The organism is Candidatus Leptovillus gracilis (assembly GCA_016716065.1).
Taxonomy (GTDB): Bacteria; Chloroflexota; Anaerolineae; order Promineifilales; family Promineifilaceae; genus Leptovillus; species Leptovillus gracilis.
The window spans coordinates 580,992-602,118 of record JADJXA010000002.1; the positions used below are offsets into that span (position 1 = coordinate 580,992).

The 21,127-nt window shown below is 52.3% G+C and carries 27 protein-coding genes and 1 pseudogene; 26 read left to right on the forward strand and 2 right to left on the reverse strand.

What is annotated here, in order from left to right; all coding sequences use genetic code 11:
* Positions 1–58: 58 nt before the first annotated feature.
* From IPM39_06885 to IPM39_06950, 14 genes and pseudogenes are all read left to right on the forward strand, one after another.
* Positions 59–1,342: a glycosyltransferase family 4 protein gene (locus IPM39_06885; GenBank protein MBK8985795.1), complete on the forward strand. Its 1,284-nt coding sequence runs from the start codon at positions 59–61 to the stop codon at positions 1,340–1,342.
* Positions 1,339–2,166 carry an FkbM family methyltransferase gene (locus IPM39_06890; protein ID MBK8985796.1) on the forward strand — a complete coding sequence of 276 codons (828 nt, stop codon included), beginning with the start codon at positions 1,339–1,341 and terminating at the stop codon, positions 2,164–2,166. Before IPM39_06885 ends, IPM39_06890 begins: the two co-directional genes overlap by 4 nt.
* Positions 2,129–3,373, forward strand: a complete 1,245-nt coding sequence (locus IPM39_06895) for a glycosyltransferase family 4 protein (GenBank protein MBK8985797.1) — start codon at positions 2,129–2,131, stop codon at positions 3,371–3,373. Before IPM39_06890 ends, IPM39_06895 begins: the two co-directional genes overlap by 38 nt.
* Positions 3,370–4,797, forward strand: coding sequence for an oligosaccharide repeat unit polymerase (locus tag IPM39_06900; GenBank protein MBK8985798.1), 1,428 nt, complete (start codon positions 3,370–3,372; stop codon positions 4,795–4,797). The genes IPM39_06895 and IPM39_06900 overlap by 4 nt, the downstream gene beginning before the upstream one ends.
* Positions 4,794–5,990 (forward strand): glycosyltransferase, encoded by a 1,197-nt coding sequence (locus IPM39_06905; protein MBK8985799.1) that lies wholly within the window; start codon positions 4,794–4,796, stop codon positions 5,988–5,990. The genes IPM39_06900 and IPM39_06905 overlap by 4 nt, the downstream gene beginning before the upstream one ends.
* A 3-nt stretch (positions 5,991–5,993) precedes the next feature.
* Positions 5,994–7,031, forward strand: coding sequence for a polysaccharide biosynthesis protein (locus tag IPM39_06910; protein ID MBK8985800.1), 1,038 nt, complete (start codon positions 5,994–5,996; stop codon positions 7,029–7,031).
* Positions 7,028–8,138, forward strand: a pseudogene (locus tag IPM39_06915) (NAD-dependent epimerase/dehydratase family protein). Before IPM39_06910 ends, IPM39_06915 begins: the two are co-directional and overlap by 4 nt.
* Positions 8,139–8,174: 36 nt before the next feature.
* Positions 8,175–8,336: a four helix bundle protein gene (locus IPM39_06920; GenBank protein ID MBK8985801.1), complete on the forward strand. Its 162-nt coding sequence runs from the start codon at positions 8,175–8,177 to the stop codon at positions 8,334–8,336.
* 82 nt (positions 8,337–8,418) lie between these two features.
* Entirely contained in the window at positions 8,419–8,760 is a 342-nt protein-coding gene (locus IPM39_06925) for a type II toxin-antitoxin system Phd/YefM family antitoxin (protein ID MBK8985802.1), read from the forward strand.
* A complete protein-coding gene (locus IPM39_06930; GenBank protein ID MBK8985803.1) occupies positions 8,760–9,335 on the forward strand; it encodes a PIN domain-containing protein in 576 nt (191 codons plus the stop codon). Before IPM39_06925 ends, IPM39_06930 begins: the two co-directional genes overlap by 1 nt.
* A 4-nt stretch (positions 9,336–9,339) precedes the next feature.
* Positions 9,340–10,464, forward strand: a complete 1,125-nt coding sequence (gene wecB, locus IPM39_06935; GenBank protein ID MBK8985804.1) for a UDP-N-acetylglucosamine 2-epimerase (non-hydrolyzing) — start codon at positions 9,340–9,342, stop codon at positions 10,462–10,464.
* Between the two features lie 10 nt (positions 10,465–10,474).
* Entirely contained in the window at positions 10,475–11,701 is a 1,227-nt protein-coding gene (locus IPM39_06940) for a glycosyltransferase family 4 protein (GenBank protein MBK8985805.1), read from the forward strand.
* 250 nt (positions 11,702–11,951) lie between these two features.
* Entirely contained in the window at positions 11,952–12,557 is a 606-nt protein-coding gene (locus tag IPM39_06945; GenBank protein MBK8985806.1) for a sugar transferase, read from the forward strand.
* Positions 12,558–12,561: 4 nt separating this feature from the next.
* Positions 12,562–13,203, forward strand: a complete 642-nt coding sequence (locus IPM39_06950) for an acetyltransferase (GenBank protein ID MBK8985807.1) — start codon at positions 12,562–12,564, stop codon at positions 13,201–13,203.
* A 257-nt stretch (positions 13,204–13,460) separates the two neighbouring features.
* Here the strand turns inward: IPM39_06950 and IPM39_06955 are convergent, their stop codons facing one another.
* Both IPM39_06955 and IPM39_06960 read right to left on the reverse strand, forming a co-directional pair.
* A complete protein-coding gene (locus IPM39_06955) occupies positions 13,461–13,799 on the reverse strand; it encodes a hypothetical protein (GenBank protein MBK8985808.1) in 339 nt (112 codons plus the stop codon).
* Positions 13,787–14,107 carry a hypothetical protein gene (locus IPM39_06960; GenBank protein MBK8985809.1) on the reverse strand — a complete coding sequence of 107 codons (321 nt, stop codon included), beginning with the start codon at positions 14,105–14,107 and terminating at the stop codon, positions 13,787–13,789. The genes IPM39_06955 and IPM39_06960 overlap by 13 nt, the downstream gene beginning before the upstream one ends.
* Positions 14,108–14,758: 651 nt before the next feature.
* Here IPM39_06960 and IPM39_06965 point away from each other — a divergent pair.
* The 12 genes from IPM39_06965 (at position 14,759) to IPM39_07020 (ending at position 20,982) form a co-directional block, all read left to right on the forward strand.
* The gene (locus tag IPM39_06965; protein ID MBK8985810.1) at positions 14,759–15,088 is read left to right on the forward strand and encodes a hypothetical protein; all 330 of its coding nucleotides are present in this window, start codon (positions 14,759–14,761) and stop codon (positions 15,086–15,088) included.
* Positions 15,075–15,440, forward strand: a complete 366-nt coding sequence (locus IPM39_06970; GenBank protein MBK8985811.1) for a hypothetical protein — start codon at positions 15,075–15,077, stop codon at positions 15,438–15,440. Before IPM39_06965 ends, IPM39_06970 begins: the two co-directional genes overlap by 14 nt.
* Positions 15,441–15,711: 271 nt before the next feature.
* Positions 15,712–15,963: a UPF0175 family protein gene (locus IPM39_06975; GenBank protein MBK8985812.1), complete on the forward strand. Its 252-nt coding sequence runs from the start codon at positions 15,712–15,714 to the stop codon at positions 15,961–15,963.
* The gene (locus IPM39_06980) at positions 15,960–16,448 is read left to right on the forward strand and encodes a DUF3368 domain-containing protein (protein MBK8985813.1); all 489 of its coding nucleotides are present in this window, start codon (positions 15,960–15,962) and stop codon (positions 16,446–16,448) included. The genes IPM39_06975 and IPM39_06980 overlap by 4 nt, the downstream gene beginning before the upstream one ends.
* A 235-nt stretch (positions 16,449–16,683) precedes the next feature.
* A complete protein-coding gene (locus tag IPM39_06985) occupies positions 16,684–17,007 on the forward strand; it encodes a hypothetical protein (protein MBK8985814.1) in 324 nt (107 codons plus the stop codon).
* A gap of 62 nt (positions 17,008–17,069) precedes the next feature.
* Positions 17,070–17,351, forward strand: coding sequence for a hypothetical protein (locus IPM39_06990; GenBank protein MBK8985815.1), 282 nt, complete (start codon positions 17,070–17,072; stop codon positions 17,349–17,351).
* Positions 17,352–17,624: 273 nt separating this feature from the next.
* On the forward strand, positions 17,625–17,846 hold the full coding sequence (locus tag IPM39_06995) for a hypothetical protein (GenBank protein MBK8985816.1): 222 nt from the start codon (positions 17,625–17,627) through the stop codon (positions 17,844–17,846).
* A 3-nt stretch (positions 17,847–17,849) separates the two neighbouring features.
* A complete protein-coding gene (locus tag IPM39_07000; protein ID MBK8985817.1) occupies positions 17,850–18,257 on the forward strand; it encodes a PIN domain-containing protein in 408 nt (135 codons plus the stop codon).
* 275 nt (positions 18,258–18,532) lie between these two features.
* Positions 18,533–18,826: a hypothetical protein gene (locus IPM39_07005; protein ID MBK8985818.1), complete on the forward strand. Its 294-nt coding sequence runs from the start codon at positions 18,533–18,535 to the stop codon at positions 18,824–18,826.
* Positions 18,823–19,197 carry a hypothetical protein gene (locus tag IPM39_07010; GenBank protein MBK8985819.1) on the forward strand — a complete coding sequence of 125 codons (375 nt, stop codon included), beginning with the start codon at positions 18,823–18,825 and terminating at the stop codon, positions 19,195–19,197. The genes IPM39_07005 and IPM39_07010 overlap by 4 nt, the downstream gene beginning before the upstream one ends.
* A 213-nt stretch (positions 19,198–19,410) precedes the next feature.
* Positions 19,411–19,683: a hypothetical protein gene (locus tag IPM39_07015; GenBank protein MBK8985820.1), complete on the forward strand. Its 273-nt coding sequence runs from the start codon at positions 19,411–19,413 to the stop codon at positions 19,681–19,683.
* A gap of 198 nt (positions 19,684–19,881) precedes the next feature.
* The gene (locus tag IPM39_07020; protein ID MBK8985821.1) at positions 19,882–20,982 is read left to right on the forward strand and encodes an aminotransferase class I/II-fold pyridoxal phosphate-dependent enzyme; all 1,101 of its coding nucleotides are present in this window, start codon (positions 19,882–19,884) and stop codon (positions 20,980–20,982) included.
* The last annotated feature ends 145 nt before the right edge of the window (positions 20,983–21,127 follow it).

A 21,127-nucleotide genomic window follows, 5' to 3' on the forward strand; every position in this document is an offset into this window, starting at 1 on the left:
GTTACTGCAATTTCATGCTTTTTGAGCGGTCAGGTGTCTGGTTTCATATGGTATTATCATGGATATAGAGAACAATATCTCGGTGACTAGGCTCCAACGTGTGGTCGTTGTACACGCAGGCAATCGAGATCACTACCAGGTAGCACTGGCCTTGTATGAGGCTGGTCTGCTGGAAAAGCTGGTCACAGACGTTTATTTTCCCCTTGATCAGCCTTGGTTTATGCGCACGGTTGGGCGGTTGCTGCCTATGGAGTTGCTTTCCAAACGCTACTGTCCTGGCTTGCCCAGCGATAAGGTGTGTTCAACGGCCAAAGCATTGGGTGTAATCATCGCCAATCGCCTTTTGACCAGGCAGAATCTTCACCCTATCAGCGACGGAATCTTGGGCAGAAAAGCTCGACTGCTTGCCCAGCAAACGCAGACGGTGGTCCTGTCCTACAGTACCTATGCAGCAGAAGCTCTCAGACCGACTGCGTTCCATGCCCCAATGGAGCAACGCCCCAGGTTGTTGTTTCAGATGCATCCTCACCCGGCCAGCGCCCAGCGAATCTTGCGAGAAGAACTGTTACTCCTGCCAGACGCCAGCGCCTCGCTTCTCCAAGAACACGAGATGAGTATTCCGCCGCGTGTTTACGAGCAACTGGTCATTGAGCCAACGCTGGCCGATAGTGTGATGGTAGCGAGTACCTTCTGCGCCCGTACCTTAGTGGAAAACGGGATATCTGAAGATAGGCTGAAAGTAATACCATACGGCGTTGATCCAGTTGGCTTTCCGGAAAAACCGACGGGTACAGCGCCCGGCGAGCCGTTAAGGCTTGTTTTTCTAGGCAGCATTGTGCAACGAAAAGGCATCGCATATCTTCTTGATGCGATGCGTATACTGAAAGAAGAGCCTGTTCAGTTGACTCTTTGTGGTCGCGTTGCGCCAGATGTTGCTTTAATTGAGCGTTATCATGACTGCAAAGTAGAGGTAAAGATTGGGTTATCGCATGCCGAAGTTTTGCAGGAACTGCATGATGCCGATCTGTTTGTGTTCCCATCCCTTCTGGAGGGTTTTGCCCATGTTATTCTGGAAGCGATGTCCTGTGGTCTGCCTGTAATCACAACGCCTAACACTTGCGGGCCAGATGTAATTGTACATGGTAAGCATGGCTTCATTGTTCCAATACGCGACTCAAAAGTTCTGGTTGATCGGATAAGTTGGTGTTTGAAGCATCGCCATCAGTTAGCGGAAATGGGTCACCAGGCAGCGATTCGAGCCAGAGAGTTCACTTGGGATAAGTTCCGTCAAAACGTGCGGCAAGCCTATTGTGACCTGTTGAACTGCGAGGTACCAGCATGAAATCCGCCCTGCGAAATCTCTTTGACCATAAACTGCCTTCAGTAATACGAAATTTCAGGTATCTGAGAGATTACTATTTCTTTAGTAAGGCTGGAGTGCATGACACTTCCATGGGGGTTCGGCTATGGGGAGCAGGCCATGACACTAACAAACCGATTTCATATGATGTAATGGTTTTCAATAGTTGCATGGCATCCTGCGAGGTAGTAGTCGATATTGGTGCAAATATCGGTTTGTTTACCTGTTTAGCGGTTCAGGCTGGAAAACAGGTGATGGCAATTGAACCCCATCCGTTCAACTTTATGTGCCTTTGTAAGACACTACAGATCAACGACTATCTTGATCAAGGGATAGAGGTGTTACCAATTGCATTATCAGATCACTCTGGTGTATCGTTCCTGCGTGGCGGAGGTCAAGGTGCATCACTCCTGGCAAACTGGGGGGGGGTGGTCGCTACATATGAGACCCCCGTGGCAATTAATACTTTGGATAACCTTCTTAACCATCGCTATGAGGACTCCCCCATCTTGATCAAATGTGACGTTGAAGGTAATGAATTTAACGTTCTGCGTGGAGCAGTTTCCACTCTACAGAGAACACCGGCCCCTATATGGATTATCGAACATGGGTTGACCGAGAACTTCCAATCTTCAATCAATCCGCATTTTGTGGAATTGTTTGAGCTTTTTTGGCAGAATGGATACAACGCGAGTTCAATTGGGGCTGAGATCAGGCCCGTTACGCTGAACGACGTCGAGAGATGGATTTCCAACAAGAAACGAGATTTTGGAACAATCAATTACCTCTTCAAACGTGGTGACTGAAACACTTGAGTACAATACGATTTTCCGAGCTCTCTGTATGACACAACAATCTGCAAATCGTCTACTAATTCATGTGACGAATATACCAACTCCTTATCGGATCTCTTTCTGCAATGCCTTGAATGAAGTGCTGAATGCGTTCGGCTATGGTTTTCACGTGCTTTATTGTGCAGAACGAGAAGCCAACCGATACTGGACAATATCCTTCAACGACATGCGCTATCCTCACGAGGTGTTGCCAGGAATATCACCTCAAGTGGGCGCCTTGCAAGCACACTTTAACCCCGACGTTGTGCAGCGCTTACGTCAACTGAACCCCGAATTTTTGCTCACTGCTGGAGGATGGAACATGCCAACAGCATTACTGGCAGCCAGCCCAACCCTTTGCGGTCCTGCCTTTCGCATCTTCTGGAGTGAAGGACACGCAGATGCGGTTCTCAATCCTTCCGGGCCAATTGCCTGGCTACGGCGCAAATGCTTACGGGCTTACGATGCCTTTGCGGTACCCAACGACTCCTCAGCACATTTTCTGGAGATGGAGCTGGGTTTCCGTTCAACTATTCTGCCGCTACCCAACACGGTGGACGATGATTTCTTCCGAGTTGCGCGTTCACTTGACAAAGTTCAAGTGCGGCAACAATTAGGCCTCCCATTGCACGCCAACATCTTTGTCTCCGTAACGAGATTGGATGATGAGAAAGGAGTCCGAGAGCTTGTGGCCGCCATGTCTCTCCTGCAAACAAGGGCGGGGAACTGCGTTCTCGTTTTGGTGGGTGAAGGCGCTTTGCGCAAGGAACTACAGGCAGCCATCGGCAATGGTGAAGGTGATGTTCGCCTGGTAGGCCAACAAGATGCTTGCGGAGTGCGCAACTATCTGGCTGCGGCCGACGCATTTGTCCTTGCCACCAAACGCGACCCCAATCCTCTTGCGGTGATCGAGGCGGCTTTTGCGGGAGTGCCGCTAATCGTCTCTAGTAAGGCCGGTAATGTCAAGGAACTTGTACATGATGGCCATAGTGGCATGATTATTTCAACAATTGACAGTGCCGCCATCAGCGCTCTTCTTGCACGCTTCTGCCAGCTTTCTGAGTTGGAGCGACAAGAGATGGGAAACAATGCTGCCCAGATGGCTGACGCCGGATTTCAAAGACGGAAAGTGGCTCGGCACTTTGTTACCGCTCTATTGGCACTGAGGACGACGACATGATTGTGCTGGATTACTGGACGATTTTTTTTCTCGATCTGACCGTCTTGCTGGGCTGTCTCGTTGCCATGTTACGCTTTGGCCGCTTGACAGCCCTCCACCCTGCTTCGCTGTATTTCTTCTTTCACGGATATACGTTCACGTTCCGTCTCTTTCAGTTGGCCAATGGTGCGCCGACGTTATTCGAAGCCTGGGCGCTGCAATTCAGCCCCATCACTCCGGCGGAGATCCAGCGCGCCAGCTTCGTATCATTGGTAGCCCTGATCGTAATGACGCTGGTTTGGTTATTTCTGTCGCGCAGAAGACAGGAGATCCCAGTCTCGAACCTCAACTCCCACAATTTCCGTCCCTTCAGCGAGCGGCTGATGTGGATGATCCTCGTCTTTACCTTGCCGGTTGGGCTGATAGCATTTATTGTGTTGCGAGGCCCGATTTTCTCTGGCGATCCCTCCGCCTCTTTAAGTGTGTGGGCAACCTCAAGCTATTTGATCTCGATGTACCAATGGTTCGGCATCTCGTTATTGGCGTTGATCTATTACTATGGGTTTCGCCCCCTTCTTATCATCCCCTTAATAATTTATCTCATACTGGGTCTGTTAACTTTTCCGTTTCGAATGATGGTCATTGTGCCGGGTTTGTTTGTCGTTTTTGTCTATTTGCGCCGAAAAGAGGTTCGCTGGCCTTCGTGGCGATTGGCATTACCGCTGTCGCTGATGATTTTGCTCTTTGTTTCCGGGAAGGAACTTGGACCTATCCTACGTCAGGGCGATCTGGAGGGAGCCTGGAATCTGCTGACGGGCCGCATAACCCAGATGCGTGTTGGTACCCATGGCGATGCCATGTTCATGGATCAAATGGCTGTAGCCCTTTCACAAATTGATGAGCGAGGACAGCTCTACTATGGTCGCACTTACCTAAATCTATTGCTGCTTCCAATCCCCAGAGCTTTGTGGCCAGAGAAGCCCGGCTTGGCTGATTGGCAAAAAGAGATACAGACTGCGAGACGCCCTACAGGCGACATGGGTGCGATTGTAACCGCCTTGGGTGAAGCTTACGCCAATTTCGGCTATGCGGGTATCTTGCTGTACTCTGTATTCATTGGCTGGCTTCTAAACACACTTTACAACAACATGTTCCAGGCTCCTTATTACTCTGTGGTCAACTTCTGGTCCCTATGTGTATATGCTCTTCTAATTCAGGTATTTCGTGATGGATTGGTTTCATTCTTCACCTTCCAGGTGACTACGCTGATGCCGCTCACTATGATCACCATACTCCACCTGATTGTTTTGCGTTCTCGCAGGAGCATCCGCGGTAACGTTAAGAGTTGGGCCACGATCTTCGATCGGCCGAATACTTATATTGATGAAGAGGGTCATACTCGACATCGCATAGCTAGTGCTTTTGCCAGTTTGAGGACACGATGAAACCTGCTTCTATCCTGCATCTATCTTCATCCATCGGTCAAACATCTTTTGGATTGGGCCAGGTGGTAGTCAACTTAGCGAAAGCGCAAAATGACCTGAACGCGGATGCCCGCATCTGGTGTTTAGACAGCGAGGATCAGATTGAGTGGGCGGTCACCTCGTCAGGTTTAGGGTGCAGCAGGGTGATGGCTTTCCCTTCGTTCGGCCCAACCAGGTTTGGATTTAGCCCTGCAATGCTCTCTGCTGCAAAGTCGAATCGCCATGCTTTAGGCGTTGTGCATCAACATGGAATTTGGACGGCCGGTTCTCAGGTGAGCAATGTTCTGCGCCGAACTCATACTATTCCAGTTGTAGTAGCGCCACATGGATCGCTGGATCCCTGGGCGTTGAAGCGTTCAATGAACAAAAAACGACTGGCGTTGTTCCTTTATGAACGTGAGAATCTGAAACAAGCAGCCTGTTTACATGCTCTTTCGGAACGCGAAGCCAAAGGATTTAGGGATTTTGGCCTCTGTAATCCAATTGCAGTTATCCCAAATGGCATCTCACCTGATTGGATATCGAGTAGTGCCGACGGGCAGGCGTTTCGACACAAGTATCAGATTTCTGCGCATACCAAGGTCATGTTGTTTCTAGGTCGGATTACCCCTAAAAAGGGGTTGCCTATGCTGTTAAAAGCTATGAGGGGGTTGGAGAAAAACCTGGCAAACTGGCAGTTTTTGATCGCTGGCGTTGATGAGTTTAATCACCAACGCGAGATAGAACAAATGGTACAAGAATTGTTGTTGGCTCCTTACGTGCAGTTCATTGGGCCCCAGTTTGATCAAGAGAAACGCGAGGCATATGCCGCCGCAGATTTGTTTATACTGCCGTCCCATAGTGAGGGAGCGCCCATGACAGTTCTTGAGGCTTTGGGGGCCAACACACCTGTATTTACTACCAAAGCATCCCCCTGCGAATATTTGCTGACCAACAAGTGCGGCTGGTGGACAGATGTAACTGTGAGTGCTATTAGAGATTCTTTAGCCGACGCTTTAAATACACCAAAAGAAGCGCTTGCTGAAATGGGGTGCCGGGGGAAGGCCTTGGTAAGTGCACAGTTTACTTGGTCTAAGATAGCAGAACAAACGATAGTACTCTATGATTGGTTACTTGGTCGAAGTCAGCAGCCCAACTTTCTAATCGAAGACTAAAAAATGTTTACAAAGAAAACACTCCTTATTACTGGCGGCACAGGTACGTTTGGGAATGCTGTACTACGCCGCTTCCTGCAAACCGACATCGGCGAAATTCGTATCTTCAGCCGCGACGAAAAGAAGCAGCACGACATGCGGCTGGCCTACAACAACCGCAAACTGAAATTCTACATCGGTGACGTGCGCCGGCCGGAAAGCCTGTTAGACGCCATGGTCGGGGTAGATTTTGTCTTTCACGCCGCCGCCCTTAAGCAAGTGCCTTCCTGCGAGTTCTATCCGATGGAGGCGCTGCTGACCAACAGCCTGGGCGCGGAAAATGTGATGAACGCGGCCATACAAGCGGGGGTGAAAAACGTCATTGTCCTCAGCACCGACAAAGCGGCCTACCCGATCAACGCCATGGGCATTTCTAAAGCGATGATGGAAAAGCTGGCGGCAGCCAAAGCCCGCGTCGCCGCCGACCGGGGCTGTACGATCAACATCACCCGCTATGGCAACGTCATGGCCTCGCGCGGTTCGGTCATCCCCCTGTTTGTAGACCAGATGCGGGCGGGACGGCCGCTCACCATCACCGACCCGGCCATGACCCGCTTCATGATGAGCATTGACGACGCGGTAGATTTGGTGCTGTACGCCTTTGAACATGGCGAACCGGGCGACCTCTTTGTGCAGAAATCCCCGGCAGCTACCATTGAAACCCTGGCCAAAGCGCTGCTGCGCCTCTTTGCCGCCGACAATCCCATCCAGGTCATCGGCACGCGCCACGGCGAAAAGGGATATGAAACGCTGCTCACCCGCGAGGAGATGCTGCGGGCGATGGATCACGGCGACTATTTCCGCGTCCCGGCCGATAACCGGGATTTGAACTACGGCGCGTACTTCACCGAAGGGGATGCCCGGCTGTCGGCCCTGTCTGATTACAACTCGAACAACACCGAACGGCTGGACGAGGCGGGCATGATGGCCGTGTTGGGCAAGCTGCCCTACATCCAGGCCGAGTTGACCGGGCAGCATACGTCGCAGGAGGCATTGGTATGAAAATTTTAGTCACCGGGGCGCAGGGCTTTATTGGCCGCAACCTGACCGCCCATCTGCGGCAAAACCCGGCCTATGTAGTGTGGGGCTTTGACCAGGAAAACAGCCCGGCCGAACTGGAAGCCAGGCTGGCGCAGGCGGATTTTGTTTTTCATCTGGCCGGGGTGAACCGGCCGCAAACAGAAGATGAGTTCCAAACTGGCAACGTAGATTTAACGGCGCACATCTGCGACTACCTGCAGACGCAGGGAAAAGCAACCCCTTTATTGCTTTCATCTTCCATTCAGGCAGACCGGGATAATCCGTATGGGCAAAGCAAGCGTTTGGCGGAACATGTGGTAACGCGCTATGCAGAACAGAGCGGCGCAGCGGTGTTTGTCTATCGGCTGACCAATGTGTTCGGCAAATGGTGCCGCCCCAATTACAACTCAGTGGTAGCGACGTTTTGCTACAACATCGCCCATGACCTGCCCATCACCATTTCTGACCGGACCAATGAGATTGAACTGGTGCATGGATGATATTGTCAAAGCGTTTATCGCCGCATTGGCGGTCGAAACAGGGCCGAATCAAGCTATCTACCGTGAGGCCGGCCCCACACGCCGCATCTCGTTAGGCGAATTGGCCGATTTGCTCCACGCCTTCCGCCAATCCCGCCATAACTTGTTTGTACCCAACTTTGCCGATCCCTTCGTCCACAAGCTGTACAGTACCTACCTTTCCTACTTAAAAACCGACAATTTTGCTTACAATCTGGAACAGCGGTGCGATCCTCGTGGCTGTTTGGCCGAATTTGTCAAATCTCCCACTTTTGGGCAGATTTTTGTTTCTCGCACCGTGCCGGGCGTCACGCGCGGGCATCATTACCACCACATCAAAACGGAAAAGTTTCTCGTTTTAGAGGGAGAGGCCATCATCCGTTTTCGGCACATTGAAGACGATCATGTCATTGAATATCCCGTGCGCGGTGAAGATTTCAGGGTGGTTGACATCCCCCCGGGCTATACGCACTCGATTGAAAACGTGGGCGCGGGCGAATTGGTGACGCTTTTCTGGGCCAGTGAAATTTTTGACCCGCAATGGCCGGATACGGTGTGGGAGGGGGTCTAGGGTCTAAGGTCGAGGGGAGAAGGTGGGAGGTGGGGGATGGCGAGGATTGAGCGGTTTGAGGAGGTGCGGGCGCAGTTGTACGTTGCGGCCGATGTTGGTTATCTTTCTGAACCAGAAAGCCAACGCCTGATCGAACAATGCCAGCGCATCAGCCGCCTGATCGGCGGCCTCATCACCTACCTGCAAAAACCCACCTAAAGAATATTCCTCGACCTTCGACCTTCGACCTTCGACTTTCCCATGTTATAATCAAGTCATCTTGACCAATTGGAGACGATCTATGACTCAAACCGTCAGCATGGCCGAAGCCAAAAGCAAATTATCTGAGATTGTCGGGCAGGTAAAATATGGCGGCAAGGAATACATTTTGGAGCGGCGCGGCCAGCCGATGGCCGTTCTGATCAGCATTGAGACATACGAGCAGTTACACGAGCAGGCGGCGGAAACGGCCGTTCCTGCGTCATTGCCGCCGGAATTGCGCCAACGGCAGCGCATTCTGGTTGAGAAAGCACGCCAGTTAGAAGCGTTGCATGGCGATCCTGTCGCCAGGTTAGCTGAATTTTGGGCCGGATTGCCACCCGACGATGATGACTTCTGGCTAGAAATTCAGGAGATCGGCTGATGGCTTTGCACGATTTGGCCAATTCGGAAACCATTTTGCCTTCGCAGATCGTGTTGGATACTTCCTTCTTGCTCGCTCTGCGCCCGTTGGATGACAACCCGCACGCGGCAGCCGCGCAATCATTTGCGCGCCGTTTGCGCCCTCGTGTTCAGGCGCTTGAACTGGCGGTTTGGCTTGTCATGCCCGTGCTGCAGGAGTGCTACCACATTATTTTGACTGGTAAGCTGCGTCGTGTTTGGCAGGCGATGGAGCCGCAGGCGCGACCGGCGAATTGGTTGGCCCTCTACAAACAAACGCCAGAGACGCTGCAAAAAGGGTTTGTCGAAATGGAACAGTTCGACACCTTGCTGGCCACTTTCCCTGTTACCCTGGCCCGGCCGGATGATTTATTACGTGAACCAACCGCGCCTTTACTGGAAGAACGCCTCCGTTATTTTATCGGTCGTTATCATCTGCTGCCGCAAGATGCGCTGATTTTGGCCGAAGCGGAGCGAATGGGGATAACGGCCGTTGCCACCCTGGACAAAGATTGGCGGCGCGTCACCGAATTCGACATCTACACAACGCCCTTATAGACCTATGAAAATCGCAACAATTGTGGGAACCCGTCCGGAGATTATCCGGCTCTCTCGTGTGATGGCCGCCTTAGACCGATATATGGAACAGACGATCATCCATACCGGCCAAAATTACGATTACGAACTAAATCAGATTTTTTTTGACGATCTGGAAATTCGCAAGCCAGATTTCTTTTTGGAAGCGGCCGGGGCGACGGCCGCCGAAACCATTGGCCTGGTCATCGCCCGTTCCGATGCTGCACTGCGCGAGATTCAGCCGGACGCGGTTTTGATTTTAGGCGACACCAATAGCTGTCTGGCAGCCATCGCCGCCAAGCGGCTGAAAATCCCCATCTTTCACATGGAAGCGGGCAATCGCTGCTTTGATCAGCGCGTGCCGGAAGAGATTAACCGCAAAATTGTCGATCACATCAGCGACGTGAATCTGCCTTATTCGGCGATTTCGCGGGAGTATTTGCTGCGCGAGGGGCTGCCACCGGATCGGGTGATTAAGACGGGCAGCCCAATGTATGAGGTGCTGCATTATTATTTGCCGCAAATTGAGGCGTCGGACGTGCTGGTGCGGTTGGGTTTGACAGCGGGGGAGTATTTTGTGGTTAGCGCCCATCGTGAGGAGAACGTGGATGCGCCGGGGCAGTTTGTGGCGTTGATTGATGTGTTGAACCGGTTGGTGGAAACATACGGCCGTCGCGTCATCATGTCCACCCATCCCCGCACGCGCAAACGGATGGCAGCGGAAGGGGTCAGCCTGTCGCCGCTGGTGGAGTTGATGAAGCCCTTTGGTTTTCACGATTACGTGCAGTTGCAGCGGCAGGCGCGGGCGGTGTTGTCGGACAGCGGCACGATTTCGGAAGAATCGTCTATCCTCAACTTTCCGGCGTTGAACATCCGGCAGGCGCACGAACGACCGGAAGGGATGGAAGAGGGGGCGGTGATGATGGTGGGGCTGAACTGGGAGCGCATTCAGGAGGGGTTGGCAATTTTGGCGAGCCAGCCACGAGGTGAGGAACGATTGCTGCGCCTGGTGGGGGATTATGGAGCGCCAAACGTGTCGGAGAAGGTGGCGCGGATTATCTTGAGTTATACCGATTACGTCAATCGCGTGGTGTGGCAGAAACCGGTTTGAAGGCCAGCCAATGCGTATTTTAATTCTGTCGCAGTGGTTCCAGCCGGAGCCGTTTATGAAAGGGCTGCCCTTTGCCAAGGCGCTGGCGGCGCGGGGACATACAGTTGAGGTCCTTACTGGTTTTCCCAATTATCCGGGCGGCAAGGTGTATCCGGGCTATCGGGTGCGCCCCTGGCAGCGGGAGGAAATTGAGGGCATCCGGGTGAACCGGGTGGCGCTTTATCCGAGCCACGACAATTCTGGCCTGCGCCGGATGCTCAATTACCTGAGTTTTGCTTTTTCCTGTCTGCTTTTGGGTTCCTGGTTGGTGGGCAAAGCGGATGTGATTTACGTTTACAATCTGGTCACGTTAGGACCGGCGGCATTTTGGCTGCGCTTGTTGTTCCGGGCGAAAGTGCTGATTGACGTGCAAGACTTGTGGCCGGAGTCGGTGAGCAACTCCGGGATGCTGCCGGGCGGCGCGGCCAATCGTCTGCTATCGGCAGTTTGTAATGGGGTCTATCGCCGCGCCGACGGAGTGGCGGTACTTTCTCCCGGTTTTAAGCGAGCACTGGTGCAGCGCGGCGTGGCGCCGGACAAGATTCAGGTGATTTACAATTGGTGTGATGAGCGTGCGCAGCAGCCGCTCCCCTATGATGAAAAATTGGCGCAAGCGCTTGGACTGGACGGCCGGTTCAACATTTTATTTGCCGGTACGATGGGGATTGTGCAGGGTCTGGACACTGTCCTGGAGGCGGCGCGGCTTTGCCAGGAACAGACGCCGCAGGCGCAGTTTGTCTTTGTTGGCGGTGGTGTGGACCGCGCCCGGTTAGAGATGCAGGCTGCGGCTCTGGGCCTCGTAAATGTTCGTTTTTTGCCGCGACAGGCTCCAGAAGCAATGGGTCCGCTTTATGCTTTGGCTGATGCTCTTCTGGTACATCTGAAAGACGATCCTCTGTTTCGGATTACGATTCCTTCCAAGACCCAGGCCTATCTCTACATGGGCAGACCTATCATCATGGCAGTGCCAGGGGACGCCGCCGATTTGGTACGGCAGGCTGGCGCCGGATTATTGTGTCCTTCACAAGATCCGAGTGCTCTGGCTGAAGCCGTTGTTCGATTAATATCCATGCCCGAAGAGGCTCGTGAATGCATGGGAAAAGCCGGGGCAGCCTTCTACGCTGAGAACCTCGCCATGCAGATCGGCGTAGATCGTTTTGAACAGCGATTGCAGATGCTGGTTGGACAAGCTCATTGACTTCAATATGTATGTACGAAACATGTTAGTAGGTTATGATTTTGTGGGTCTTTAGGAACTCATAGGGTTGACAGGGTGGCGAGTAGCGGATTCTCGCTGTGGACTTACTACTCGCCACCCGCTACTTGCTACGTCAAATCCCACGAAATCCCAAAGAGCCGATTTTATAAACGAGGTAATAAGAGCGTAAATCGTAAGATTATCCAATTTGTAATCTGAATTGTAAACCGGAGTCATTATTTTAGGCGCTATGTATAAATTATACGGCAAACGCATTTTTGACCTGGCGATTGCAGTTCCCGTCGTCGTATTGGCAGCGCCTTTTGTCCTGGCGCTGGCCGTGTTGGTTCGGCTGAAGCTGGGTGGGCCGGTACTGTTCCGGCAGCAGCGGCCAGGGTTAAACGGCCGTCCATTCACCATCTATAAGTTTCGCACGATGACCGATCAGCGAGACGCGCAGGGGAACCTGCTGCCGGATGGCCAAAGGTTGACGCCCTTTGGTAAGTTTTTACGTTCTACCAGCCTGGACGAACTGCCGGAACTGCTGAACGTGATGAAGGGAGAGATGAGCCTGGTGGGGCCACGACCGCTGCTGATGCATTACCTGGATTTGTATACGCCGGAACAAATGCGCCGCCACGAAGTCAGGCCGGGGATTACGGGCTGGGCGCAGGTGAACGGCCGTAATGCTCTTTGTTGGGAAGAAAAATTTGCCCTGGACCTCTGGTACGTTGACAACCCCAGCCTTTGGTTGGACCTGAAGATCATGTTCCTTACCTTTTGGAAGATTGTCCAACGTGAAGATATTAACCAGCCTGGCCAGGCGACGATGAAACCCTTTGAAGGTAGTGTCTAATCTGATGCGGGTGGTGATCATGGGGGCCGGGGGTCATGCCCAAGTCGTGGCGGACATCTTGTGGCGGATGCGTGACGCCGGAGAAGTGGTTTTGCCGGTCGCTTATCTGGATGATAACCTGGCGCTGTTGGGGCGAAGTTTTGTCAATGTGCCGGTAATGGGAGGGACAGACCGACTGCCGGAGATAGAGCATGAGGCGGTGATTGTGGCGATTGGCAGCGGGCAGATTCGCCAGCGCTTGTTTAGGATTTTGCAGGAACGGGGCGAACGGTTTATGACGGCCAGGCATCCAACGGCCGTGATTGCCCCAGACGTGGTTATCGGTTCCGGCGCGATGATTTGCGCCAACGTGGTGGTGAATACGGGCGCGGTGATTGGGCAGAATGTGATCCTGAATACGGCTTGTACGGTGGACCATCATAACCGGATTGGCGACCATGCTCATATTGCGCCGGGCGTTCATTTGGGCGGCGACGTGCAGGTGGGTGAAGGCAGTTTGATTGGGATTGGGGCGGTGGTGCTGCCGCAGACGCGGATAGGAAGCTGGTGTACGGTAGGCGGGGGCAGTGTGGTGATACGCGAGGTGGGGGATGGGGAAACGGCCGTGGGCAATCCGGCGCGGGTGGTGAAGTGGAAGGGTTGTTAGTGCTTTGTTTTCACCGCGGAGAGCGCGGAGGGTGAAGAGAAGGGGGAAACGGGCCGTGGGGAATCCGGCGCGGGGGTGAAGTGAAAGGGGGGCAGAGTTGCAGAGCGGCAGGGCGGACAAGCTGTCCGTGCTCCGATTTACACGGGGGCAGGGAAAGGCTGGGGGGAACGGCTCAACTGTGTGTGAAGCTGCTGTGGATGGGAAACGGCCGTGGGCAATCCGGCGCGAATCATCAAAATAACCAATGAGTAAAGCCACTATCGATAAAATCCTTCTTCAATCTCGTGTAAAAAGTCTGCAAAAGAAACTTCGGCACAAACAATATGCTGCTCAGGATTTTTAAATGGATGCTTGTGCCAGCCAATAAAAGCATTATCAGCGCCAAATATCCTGATATTTTGCTGGACCAAGGCATAGGAACACTTACCTGTGTCTGCATTGTAAAAAACATCAATGAAGGCGTCACCCGATAAAGCAACCCGAATTTTGACAACAGTGTCATCCAAGATTTGGACATTATACGAAAGTATATGGGCAGACTCGTGGCAAGCATTTTGAACGGAGCGAGCAAACTCGATAGCGTTTAAACGAGCCATTGCTCAATTTTCTCCAGTTTTTGTCTGCGGCTTGTTAAGCCATCCCATTCTAAATAGTCATTTTCCACTTCCAGAGAAAACTGATTAGGGATATTGCCATCTTTGCCTTGCGTCTCAAATTGGTCAAAAGACATGCCATATTTCTTCTCTAATGCCTGAATATCTGCATCAATCTTCTGTAAACGGTATTCAATGGCATCTTTCAAAGTAAGCCACAGAGCAACATTCAGCCTGGGTTCCCCGGTCAACTCAGTTAGCGCTTGAAGTGCTGCTTTTGAAACGGTTGGTAAGGGTGTCATTATCGTCATAATGTTTATGCTCCTTTATAGACAGGATTATTGAGCCTTATTATAGCATTGTTTGTTAGCGTTAAGCCTGAGGTTGTTGATTAAGGAAGTTTGCCGCAAATATGGTATATCATCGGCGTGGGCAGTTGGAAGCGAAAAACCTGGCGGGAGATAACGGCCGTGGGGCGTCCGGCGCAGGTGGTAGGTTGAGAGAACAATTTTTAGTGCTTTGTTTTCACCGCGGAGGGCGCGGAGGGGCGGAGGGTGAAGAGAAGGGGGGGCAGAGTTGCAGAGCGGCAGGGCGGACAAGCTGTCCGCGCTCCGATTTACACGGGGGCAGGGAAAGGATGGGGGGAACGGCTTAACCGTGTGTGAAGCTGCTGTGGGTGGGAAACGGCCGTTGTTGAGGCGCTAACTGGATCGGTATCTGGTTGACTGACAAATCTCAGATTTTCACCGCGGAGAGCGCGGAGGACGCGGAGATTTTCTCTGGTACAGCCTCCGCGCTCTCTGCGTTCTCCGCGGTTAGATAAGTTTTGTCAGTCAATCAGGGATCGGTATACATCGGCACAGACGCGCCGCCATGACGTTGGGCCGGACATAAAGGGCTGGGCGTCTATCGGTTATGATATAATCCAGAAATGAAAAACAGCCTCAAAAGGTGGGTGTGAAATGGATACAATCGTTAGTGTGATGGACATAGCCGAATTACCGGCGCAAGAAATGCTTTCTATACTCAGGCAAGGTTCTATCTTACGGCTGCCCCATCTTGAAGCGCGTTTGCGCCAGGCCGAGGAGCGTGTGGCCGGTTTTGAAACCACATACCAGACAACATTGGACGTAGTGCTGGCGCAGGGTTTGCCAGATGACGCTGATTATCAGTTTCATGAGGACTTTATAGAATGGGAGTATTGGCAAGAAGTCTTTCATGAAACCAAAACGATTATTGAGAATGTGAACCTTATCCTGAAAAAAGCTGAGGAGAGCAGTGTCCTACATTGAGGCGCGGGTACAGGAGATTGCCCAGAAATATGCGCATCTGGTATACGATGTGCTGGTTCTTAGCCTGACCGATGAAACATTTCGCCTGATTCTGGCGCTGAAAGATGGGACGACACTGCGAGTAAGCGAAAGATGGCGCAGTCAATTATTGGTGCGCTACAGTTATTATTGGCTGGATAGCCATGACCGGATGAAAGTTGGGTGGGATAATGCACCTCATCATGAACAGCTAGAAAACTTTCCTCATCATAAGCATGTGGGCGAGCAAGCGCGGCTAGAATCTTCTTATGAGGCGTGCCTTGAAGATGTGATGACAATTTTAGAAAGCGAATTCGCGTCGCGGAATGACTAAAACAAGCGGCCAACCCTCTCTTTCCCCTTCTTTCTCCTAAACGAATAGGCGACATACCCCTCTCGGCGCTGGCGTTAAGTGAAAGGGTGGCAGAAGGGCAAGGTTGCAGGTGGCAGGGAAAGGATGGGGGGAAACGGCTCAACTGTGTGTGAAGCTGCTGTGGGTGGGAAACGGCCGTTGGTGGGGATAGTGTATAATAAAAAGCGCAGGCGTAGTTTAAATAAAGAGAAACAACCTTGATGAACGGTTACTCGATGAGAAAGGTGATATTATGATCTATTCTATTGAAATTCCGGCCGAAGTTATTCACGCGACACGCATGACCCCAGAAGAGATGAAACAAGAACTTGCCTTAATTTTGTTTCAGCAAGGCAAACTTTCCTTTGGCAAAGCACGGGAAATGACCGGTATGACGATTTGGGATTTCCAACTGTTACTCGGTCAGCGCAAAATTGCAGTCCATTACGATATCCAGGATTATCTTGCAGATCAGCAGGCCATTGATGCCTTAACGAAGCCATGAAAGTAGTCAGTAACGCTTCTCCGCTCATCAATTTGGCGCGTATTGGGCAGTTGGATTTGCTGCCTCGAATCTTTGGCCGCCTATTCATTCCTGAGGCTGTGTGGCAAGAAGTGGTTGTAGAGGGGCAGGGTCAGCCAGGCGCTGAGGAGATTCGTCTGGCTAACTGGATTGAGCGAAAAAGTGTGACGAACTATGATTTGGTTCATTCACTGCGCCAGGAGCTTGATCCCGGTGAGGCCGAAGCCATCGCTTTGGCGGTAGAATTTAAGGCTGATTGGTTGTTGATGGACGAGCGTTTAGGTAGGCAGACGGCACAACATTTTGGCCTGGGGTATGTTGGCATTATTGGCATTTTACAAGTGGCAAAACAACGGGGCGAACTAACAGCTTTGCACCCACTACTGTGTGAACTGCGGGATCTGGCTGGTTTTCGCATCTCCTCTCTTTTGTGGGAACAAGCACTGCGAGATGCCGGGGAGTTGTAATCATCCTGCCACAATTGTGCCGCTGTGAAGTCCGGCGCGGGTGGCAAAGGGGGCAGAGTTGCAGGGTGGCAAAGGGGCAGGGAAAGGTTGGGGGAAACCGGCTCAGCTGCGTATGAAGGTGTTCTGGATGGGAAACGGCCGTTGCGCAGTCCGACGAGAGGTATCCAGGCTGCTTCCCCACATGATGTATAATGAAAGCGTCAATGAACTAAATGATGTTACAGGAGTATGAAAAATGACCCAAGTAACTTTTACCCTGCCGTCAACCCTGGCTGCTCTGCCTCTGGCAGAAAGAGACAGCCTTATTCGGGCTGGACTTTTTGAGGCCGTGCAATCACGTATGCGCCATCTGGCTGCTGAGATTGAAGAAAGTGAACAGCACATTCGGCGTTATGAAGAAAAATATGGCGTTTCACTGGCGCGGTTTGAAGTTGAACGGCTGCCTGATTTAGATACTTTGCAGGCGCATGAGGATTACAACGACTGGTTTTTTTGGGAAGAAACCCGGCAACAGAACCAGCAGATTCTGACTGACTTGAAAAAGGCATATGTTGATTGATGCTGGCTGAACTATAGGCTCATCCCGACCTGGTTATTCACGTACTTCGTTACGAGCATCAGGTGCGTAACACCATTGAACAGTTTAAAGCGGTGGCGCAGCTGGTGGATGGCTCTCGACTTCATGCGAATGAGGTCTGGATTGCTGGTGAATTGCAAAAATATGCTTACTATTGGCTCACACCCACAGACGATGTGCTTCGAGGCTGGGATAATGCGCCACATCACCTTGAAGTAGAGACATTCCCCCATCATATGCACCATTCTGGCGCGGTATACGCATCAACCGTTCGTTCATTTCAAGATGTCTTAATCCTGCTGAATCAAGTTATCAACCGCGAATAGGCTTTGTTTGAATGGCTTTTTAGTGCTTTGGTTTTACCGCGGAGGGCGCGGAGGGGCGGAGGGTGAAGAGAAGGGGGGCAGAGTTGCAGAGTAGCAGGGCGGACAAGCTGTCCGCGCTCCGATTTACACGGGGGCAGGGAAAGGATGGGGGGAACGGCTCAACTGTGTGTGAAGCTGCTTTGGATGGGAAACGGCCGTGAGTGGGGATGGTGTATAATGGGTGGCACTCAGATAAATTGTGATCGAACAAGGGCACAACAAAAGGAGTTAGCTATGCTTCAACCAGCAGACCCAAATATGATGTTGAAACGCATTGACACGTTGGGGCGCGAATTAGAACGTCTTCGCCGCGATTTATTACACGCTCAAGTTGTATCCTCTCAGCTTTTGCAGGAAAAGCCATCTCTCTTTGGCAGCGTTCAAGGCGGCGATGTGACACCGGAAATGATTGAAGAAGCGAAACAAGCCTTGTTCCGTCCATTGGAAGATATCTAGACCATGACCAGCCAGCCGGAACAAAGTCTTTATGTCCTCGATACACACATCCTGATCTGGTATTTCAGCGGTAACACTCGTCTCTCGGAAGCATTAAAGGATTTGATTGACAGTGCCAGGCGGCGAGGCGGCCGTTTGCTGGTGCCTACCATTGTGTTGGCTGAGGCGCTTAACATTGCGGAAAAAGGCAAAGTGGCGCTGGATTTTGCTGAGTTATACCGTCTGGTTCAGAGTGAGCCAGAATTTGAGATTGTGGGTTTTGGTTCCGAAGTCTTTGAGAAAACGATGCAGATACAAGATGTTCGAGAGATTCATGATCGGATTATTACCGCAACAGCGAGTTATTATGGAGCAGGTGTGCTGACACAAGACCAGGTAATTCGCGCATCTAGCGAGGTGGATACGCCTTAAAGCGTTTGAACTTGTTCAATGAACGGGCTTTGGCAGGCCGGCAGAGGGGCAAAGTTGCAGAATGGCAAGTTTATAGGGAAAGGATGGGGGAACGGCTTAACCGTGTGTGAAGCTGCTTTGGATGGGGAACGGCCGTTGTACTGGCGCATGTTGAAGGGAAAATGGGTATTACAGATAAAAAAGCTGTAACGTGGCGAATCGAGGATTGCGTATAATGCATACTGAGAAACAGGTAAGAACTACGTTGCCCTAGAATATGGGCGAGAGAGGTAACAATGATCGCACAGGCACAACAGACGCTTAAACTTGCATCTGAAACGTTAGGCATTTCTGAAGATGACTTGCTGATGCAGGGCTTGCTCCGCTATTTGCAGAGTCAACTGCATGAAACACAAGCGAATATCTTTCAGATTACAGGCCAATATAATGTATCTGACGTGGCTGATATGGAAGACCGTTATCGCAGTGGGTCTCTTGAAGAAGAGACGAGCTGGCGCGATATGCAGCGTCTCGATCATTTGGAGTATAAACGGGACCAGTTGCAGGACCTTTTGGAACATCTGTCATGACCCTCATCAATATGGCGCGTTTGCAGCAAATTGCGGAGGTGGAATTTGCTGTTATCGTCACAGAAGCTTATATGCCAGATTTGAATGAGCTGCGCATTGTTCTGAAGGATAACAGTTTTGTCGACGTTTGGTTTTCACTAAAATTGGCCGACCGTTATAGTTACCATTGGGAACGTAAAGCACTTGATGGCACAATTTATCGACATGACAATGCGCCACATCAACGGTGGCAATCTGTGGCAACGTATCCACACCATTTTCATGATGGCGGCGAGGCCCAGGTTGTGGAAAGTCATCTCGGTAAAAGCCAGAAGATGCCCTGCGGAATTTGTTTTAGCTTTTGTGCAAAAGCGGTTGGAGGAACTCTCTGATGCCAACGGGTAGCCCCGGCGCAGTTGGTGGGTGATTGGCGGCGGGATTGGGGTGTCCGGCGCGGGTGGTGAAGTGAAGGGGGGGCAAAGTTGCAGAGTGGCAGGGAAAGGATGGGGGGAACGGCTGCGTATGAAGCTGCTTGGGATGGGAAACGGCCGTGGGTGGGCATGGTGTATTATGGATAAAGTACCCATACCAATGGAGGTTAAATAATGAATGGACAACTAAAATTGAGTGTAGAGCAAGTTGTTGTGGCCATTGAAATGTTAAGCCCGGCAGAGAAAAGGAAAATACAGCGTCGTTTGTCTGACATATTTGGCAATCTTGACTATACAAACCTCCCAGATGTTGAAGAACAATCACCTATCAGGCAAGAGACCCAGCCGGTTTACCCTTATTCTTTTCTGGAGAGCAGAAAGTTGCTCCGTGATGTCCACGGGAATTTAAGCGCCGAGATAATAGCTGATCGGGAGGATAGGCTTTGAGTCCTCGATTCTTTTCGATACCAGCGATCTCATAAAACTCTATCATGAGGAAGATGGTACGGCTCTGCTGGGAGCGCAGGCGTCTCGCCTGCCGGGGCGGACGGGACGTCCGCGCTATTGCAGCATTGATTGGCGTCTACTTTTCACAACGAGGACTCAACATTGAATAATCAAAGAATTTATCTCTCCCCGCCACACATGTCCGGCCTGGAGCAGCAGTACGTCCAGGCCGCTTTTGATTCCAACTGGGTGGCGCCATTGGGACCAAACGTTGACGCCTTTGAGGCGGAATTCTGCCGGGCGACGGGAGCGGGCCACGCCCTGGCGCTCAGTTCCGGCACGGGCGCTCTGCACCTGGCGCTGATTTTGCTGGGTGTGGGACCGGGTGATGAGGTGGCGGTGTCTACCCTGACGTTCGCCGCCAGCGTGAATCCGATTGTCTATCTGGGCGCGAAGCCGGTGTTCATTGACAGTGAGCGCGAGTCATGGAACATGGACCCGAACTTGCTGGCGGAATTCCTGGCGCGGCGGGCGGCGCTGAAACGGCTGCCCAAAGCGGTGGTGCTGGTGCATCTGTATGGGCAAAGCGCGGACATCACGCCGATTTTGGACCTGTGCCGGCGGTATGAGGTGGCGCTGGTGGAGGATGCGGCGGAGGCGCTGGGAGCGAACTACCAGGGAAAAGCGCCAGGCACATTTGGGGCGTTTGGCCTGTTTTCGTTTAACGGCAACAAGATTATTACCACGTCGGGCGGGGGCATGCTGGTCTCTGAGAATGCGGATTGGATCGCCCATGCGCGCAAACTGGCGACGCAGGCGCGAGACGATGCGCCGCATTACGAGCACTCGGAGATTGGCTACAACTACCGCCTGAGTAATATCTTGGCCGGGGTGGGTCGTGGGCAGTTGGCGGTGCTGGCGGAGCGGGTGGTGGTGCGCCGCCGCATTTTTGCTGTTTACCAGGAGGCGTTGGGGGAACTGCCGGGTATTACGTTTATGCCGGAGGCGGCCTGGGGCACGCATACGCGCTGGCTGACGACGTTGACGATTGAGCCGGCGCTGTTTGGGGCGGATCGGGAGCAGGTGCGGCTGGCGCTGGAGGCGGAGAATATTGAAGCGCGGCCCATCTGGAAGCCCATGCATTTGCAGCCGGTGTTTGCCGGTTATGAGGCGGTGGGCGGCGCGGTGGCGGCGGATATTTTTGCGCGCGGGCTGTGTTTGCCTTCGGGCACGGCGATGACGGAGGAGGATTTGGCGCGGGTGATACGTGTGTGTAGAGGTGATGGGGTGTGGCGGTGATGGGCTGTAACGTCATTTTTAATGTTTGGGGGGATATTCTGGCCGAGCCGGGGATGATTGCCGGGTGAATTTGTAGCCGGTTGCTGGGGCCGTGAAGCGCGAGGATCGTTCATGGCCCTTTCAACTGCACCTGCCGCCCTCGTTT

Bases quoted from the DNA above. Each gene is read 5' to 3' on its own strand.
- IPM39_06885 (MBK8985795.1), top strand. From the start codon at position 59: ATGGATATAGAGAACAATATCTCGGTGACTAGGCTCCAACGTGTGGTC.
- IPM39_06890 (MBK8985796.1), top strand. From the start codon at position 1,339: ATGAAATCCGCCCTGCGAAATCTCTTTGACCATAAACTGCCTTCAGTA.
- IPM39_06900 (MBK8985798.1), top strand. From the start codon at position 3,370: ATGATTGTGCTGGATTACTGGACGATTTTTTTTCTCGATCTGACCGTC.
- IPM39_06905 (MBK8985799.1), top strand. From the start codon at position 4,794: ATGAAACCTGCTTCTATCCTGCATCTATCTTCATCCATCGGTCAAACA.
- IPM39_06910 (MBK8985800.1), top strand. From the start codon at position 5,994: ATGTTTACAAAGAAAACACTCCTTATTACTGGCGGCACAGGTACGTTT.
- IPM39_06920 (MBK8985801.1), top strand. From the start codon at position 8,175: ATGGCGAGGATTGAGCGGTTTGAGGAGGTGCGGGCGCAGTTGTACGTT.
- IPM39_06925 (MBK8985802.1), top strand. From the start codon at position 8,419: ATGACTCAAACCGTCAGCATGGCCGAAGCCAAAAGCAAATTATCTGAG.
- IPM39_06930 (MBK8985803.1), top strand. From the start codon at position 8,760: ATGGCTTTGCACGATTTGGCCAATTCGGAAACCATTTTGCCTTCGCAG.
- wecB (MBK8985804.1), top strand. From the start codon at position 9,340: ATGAAAATCGCAACAATTGTGGGAACCCGTCCGGAGATTATCCGGCTC.
- IPM39_06940 (MBK8985805.1), top strand. From the start codon at position 10,475: ATGCGTATTTTAATTCTGTCGCAGTGGTTCCAGCCGGAGCCGTTTATG.
- IPM39_06945 (MBK8985806.1), top strand. From the start codon at position 11,952: ATGTATAAATTATACGGCAAACGCATTTTTGACCTGGCGATTGCAGTT.
- IPM39_06950 (MBK8985807.1), top strand. From the start codon at position 12,562: ATGCGGGTGGTGATCATGGGGGCCGGGGGTCATGCCCAAGTCGTGGCG.
- IPM39_06955 (MBK8985808.1), bottom strand. From the start codon at position 13,799: ATGGCTCGTTTAAACGCTATCGAGTTTGCTCGCTCCGTTCAAAATGCT.
- IPM39_06960 (MBK8985809.1), bottom strand. From the start codon at position 14,107: ATGACGATAATGACACCCTTACCAACCGTTTCAAAAGCAGCACTTCAA.
- IPM39_06965 (MBK8985810.1), top strand. From the start codon at position 14,759: ATGGATACAATCGTTAGTGTGATGGACATAGCCGAATTACCGGCGCAA.
- IPM39_06975 (MBK8985812.1), top strand. From the start codon at position 15,712: ATGATCTATTCTATTGAAATTCCGGCCGAAGTTATTCACGCGACACGC.
- IPM39_06980 (MBK8985813.1), top strand. From the start codon at position 15,960: ATGAAAGTAGTCAGTAACGCTTCTCCGCTCATCAATTTGGCGCGTATT.
- IPM39_06985 (MBK8985814.1), top strand. From the start codon at position 16,684: ATGACCCAAGTAACTTTTACCCTGCCGTCAACCCTGGCTGCTCTGCCT.
- IPM39_06995 (MBK8985816.1), top strand. From the start codon at position 17,625: ATGCTTCAACCAGCAGACCCAAATATGATGTTGAAACGCATTGACACG.
- IPM39_07000 (MBK8985817.1), top strand. From the start codon at position 17,850: ATGACCAGCCAGCCGGAACAAAGTCTTTATGTCCTCGATACACACATC.
- IPM39_07005 (MBK8985818.1), top strand. From the start codon at position 18,533: ATGATCGCACAGGCACAACAGACGCTTAAACTTGCATCTGAAACGTTA.
- IPM39_07010 (MBK8985819.1), top strand. From the start codon at position 18,823: ATGACCCTCATCAATATGGCGCGTTTGCAGCAAATTGCGGAGGTGGAA.
- IPM39_07015 (MBK8985820.1), top strand. From the start codon at position 19,411: ATGAATGGACAACTAAAATTGAGTGTAGAGCAAGTTGTTGTGGCCATT.
- IPM39_07020 (MBK8985821.1), top strand. From the start codon at position 19,882: ATGTCCGGCCTGGAGCAGCAGTACGTCCAGGCCGCTTTTGATTCCAAC.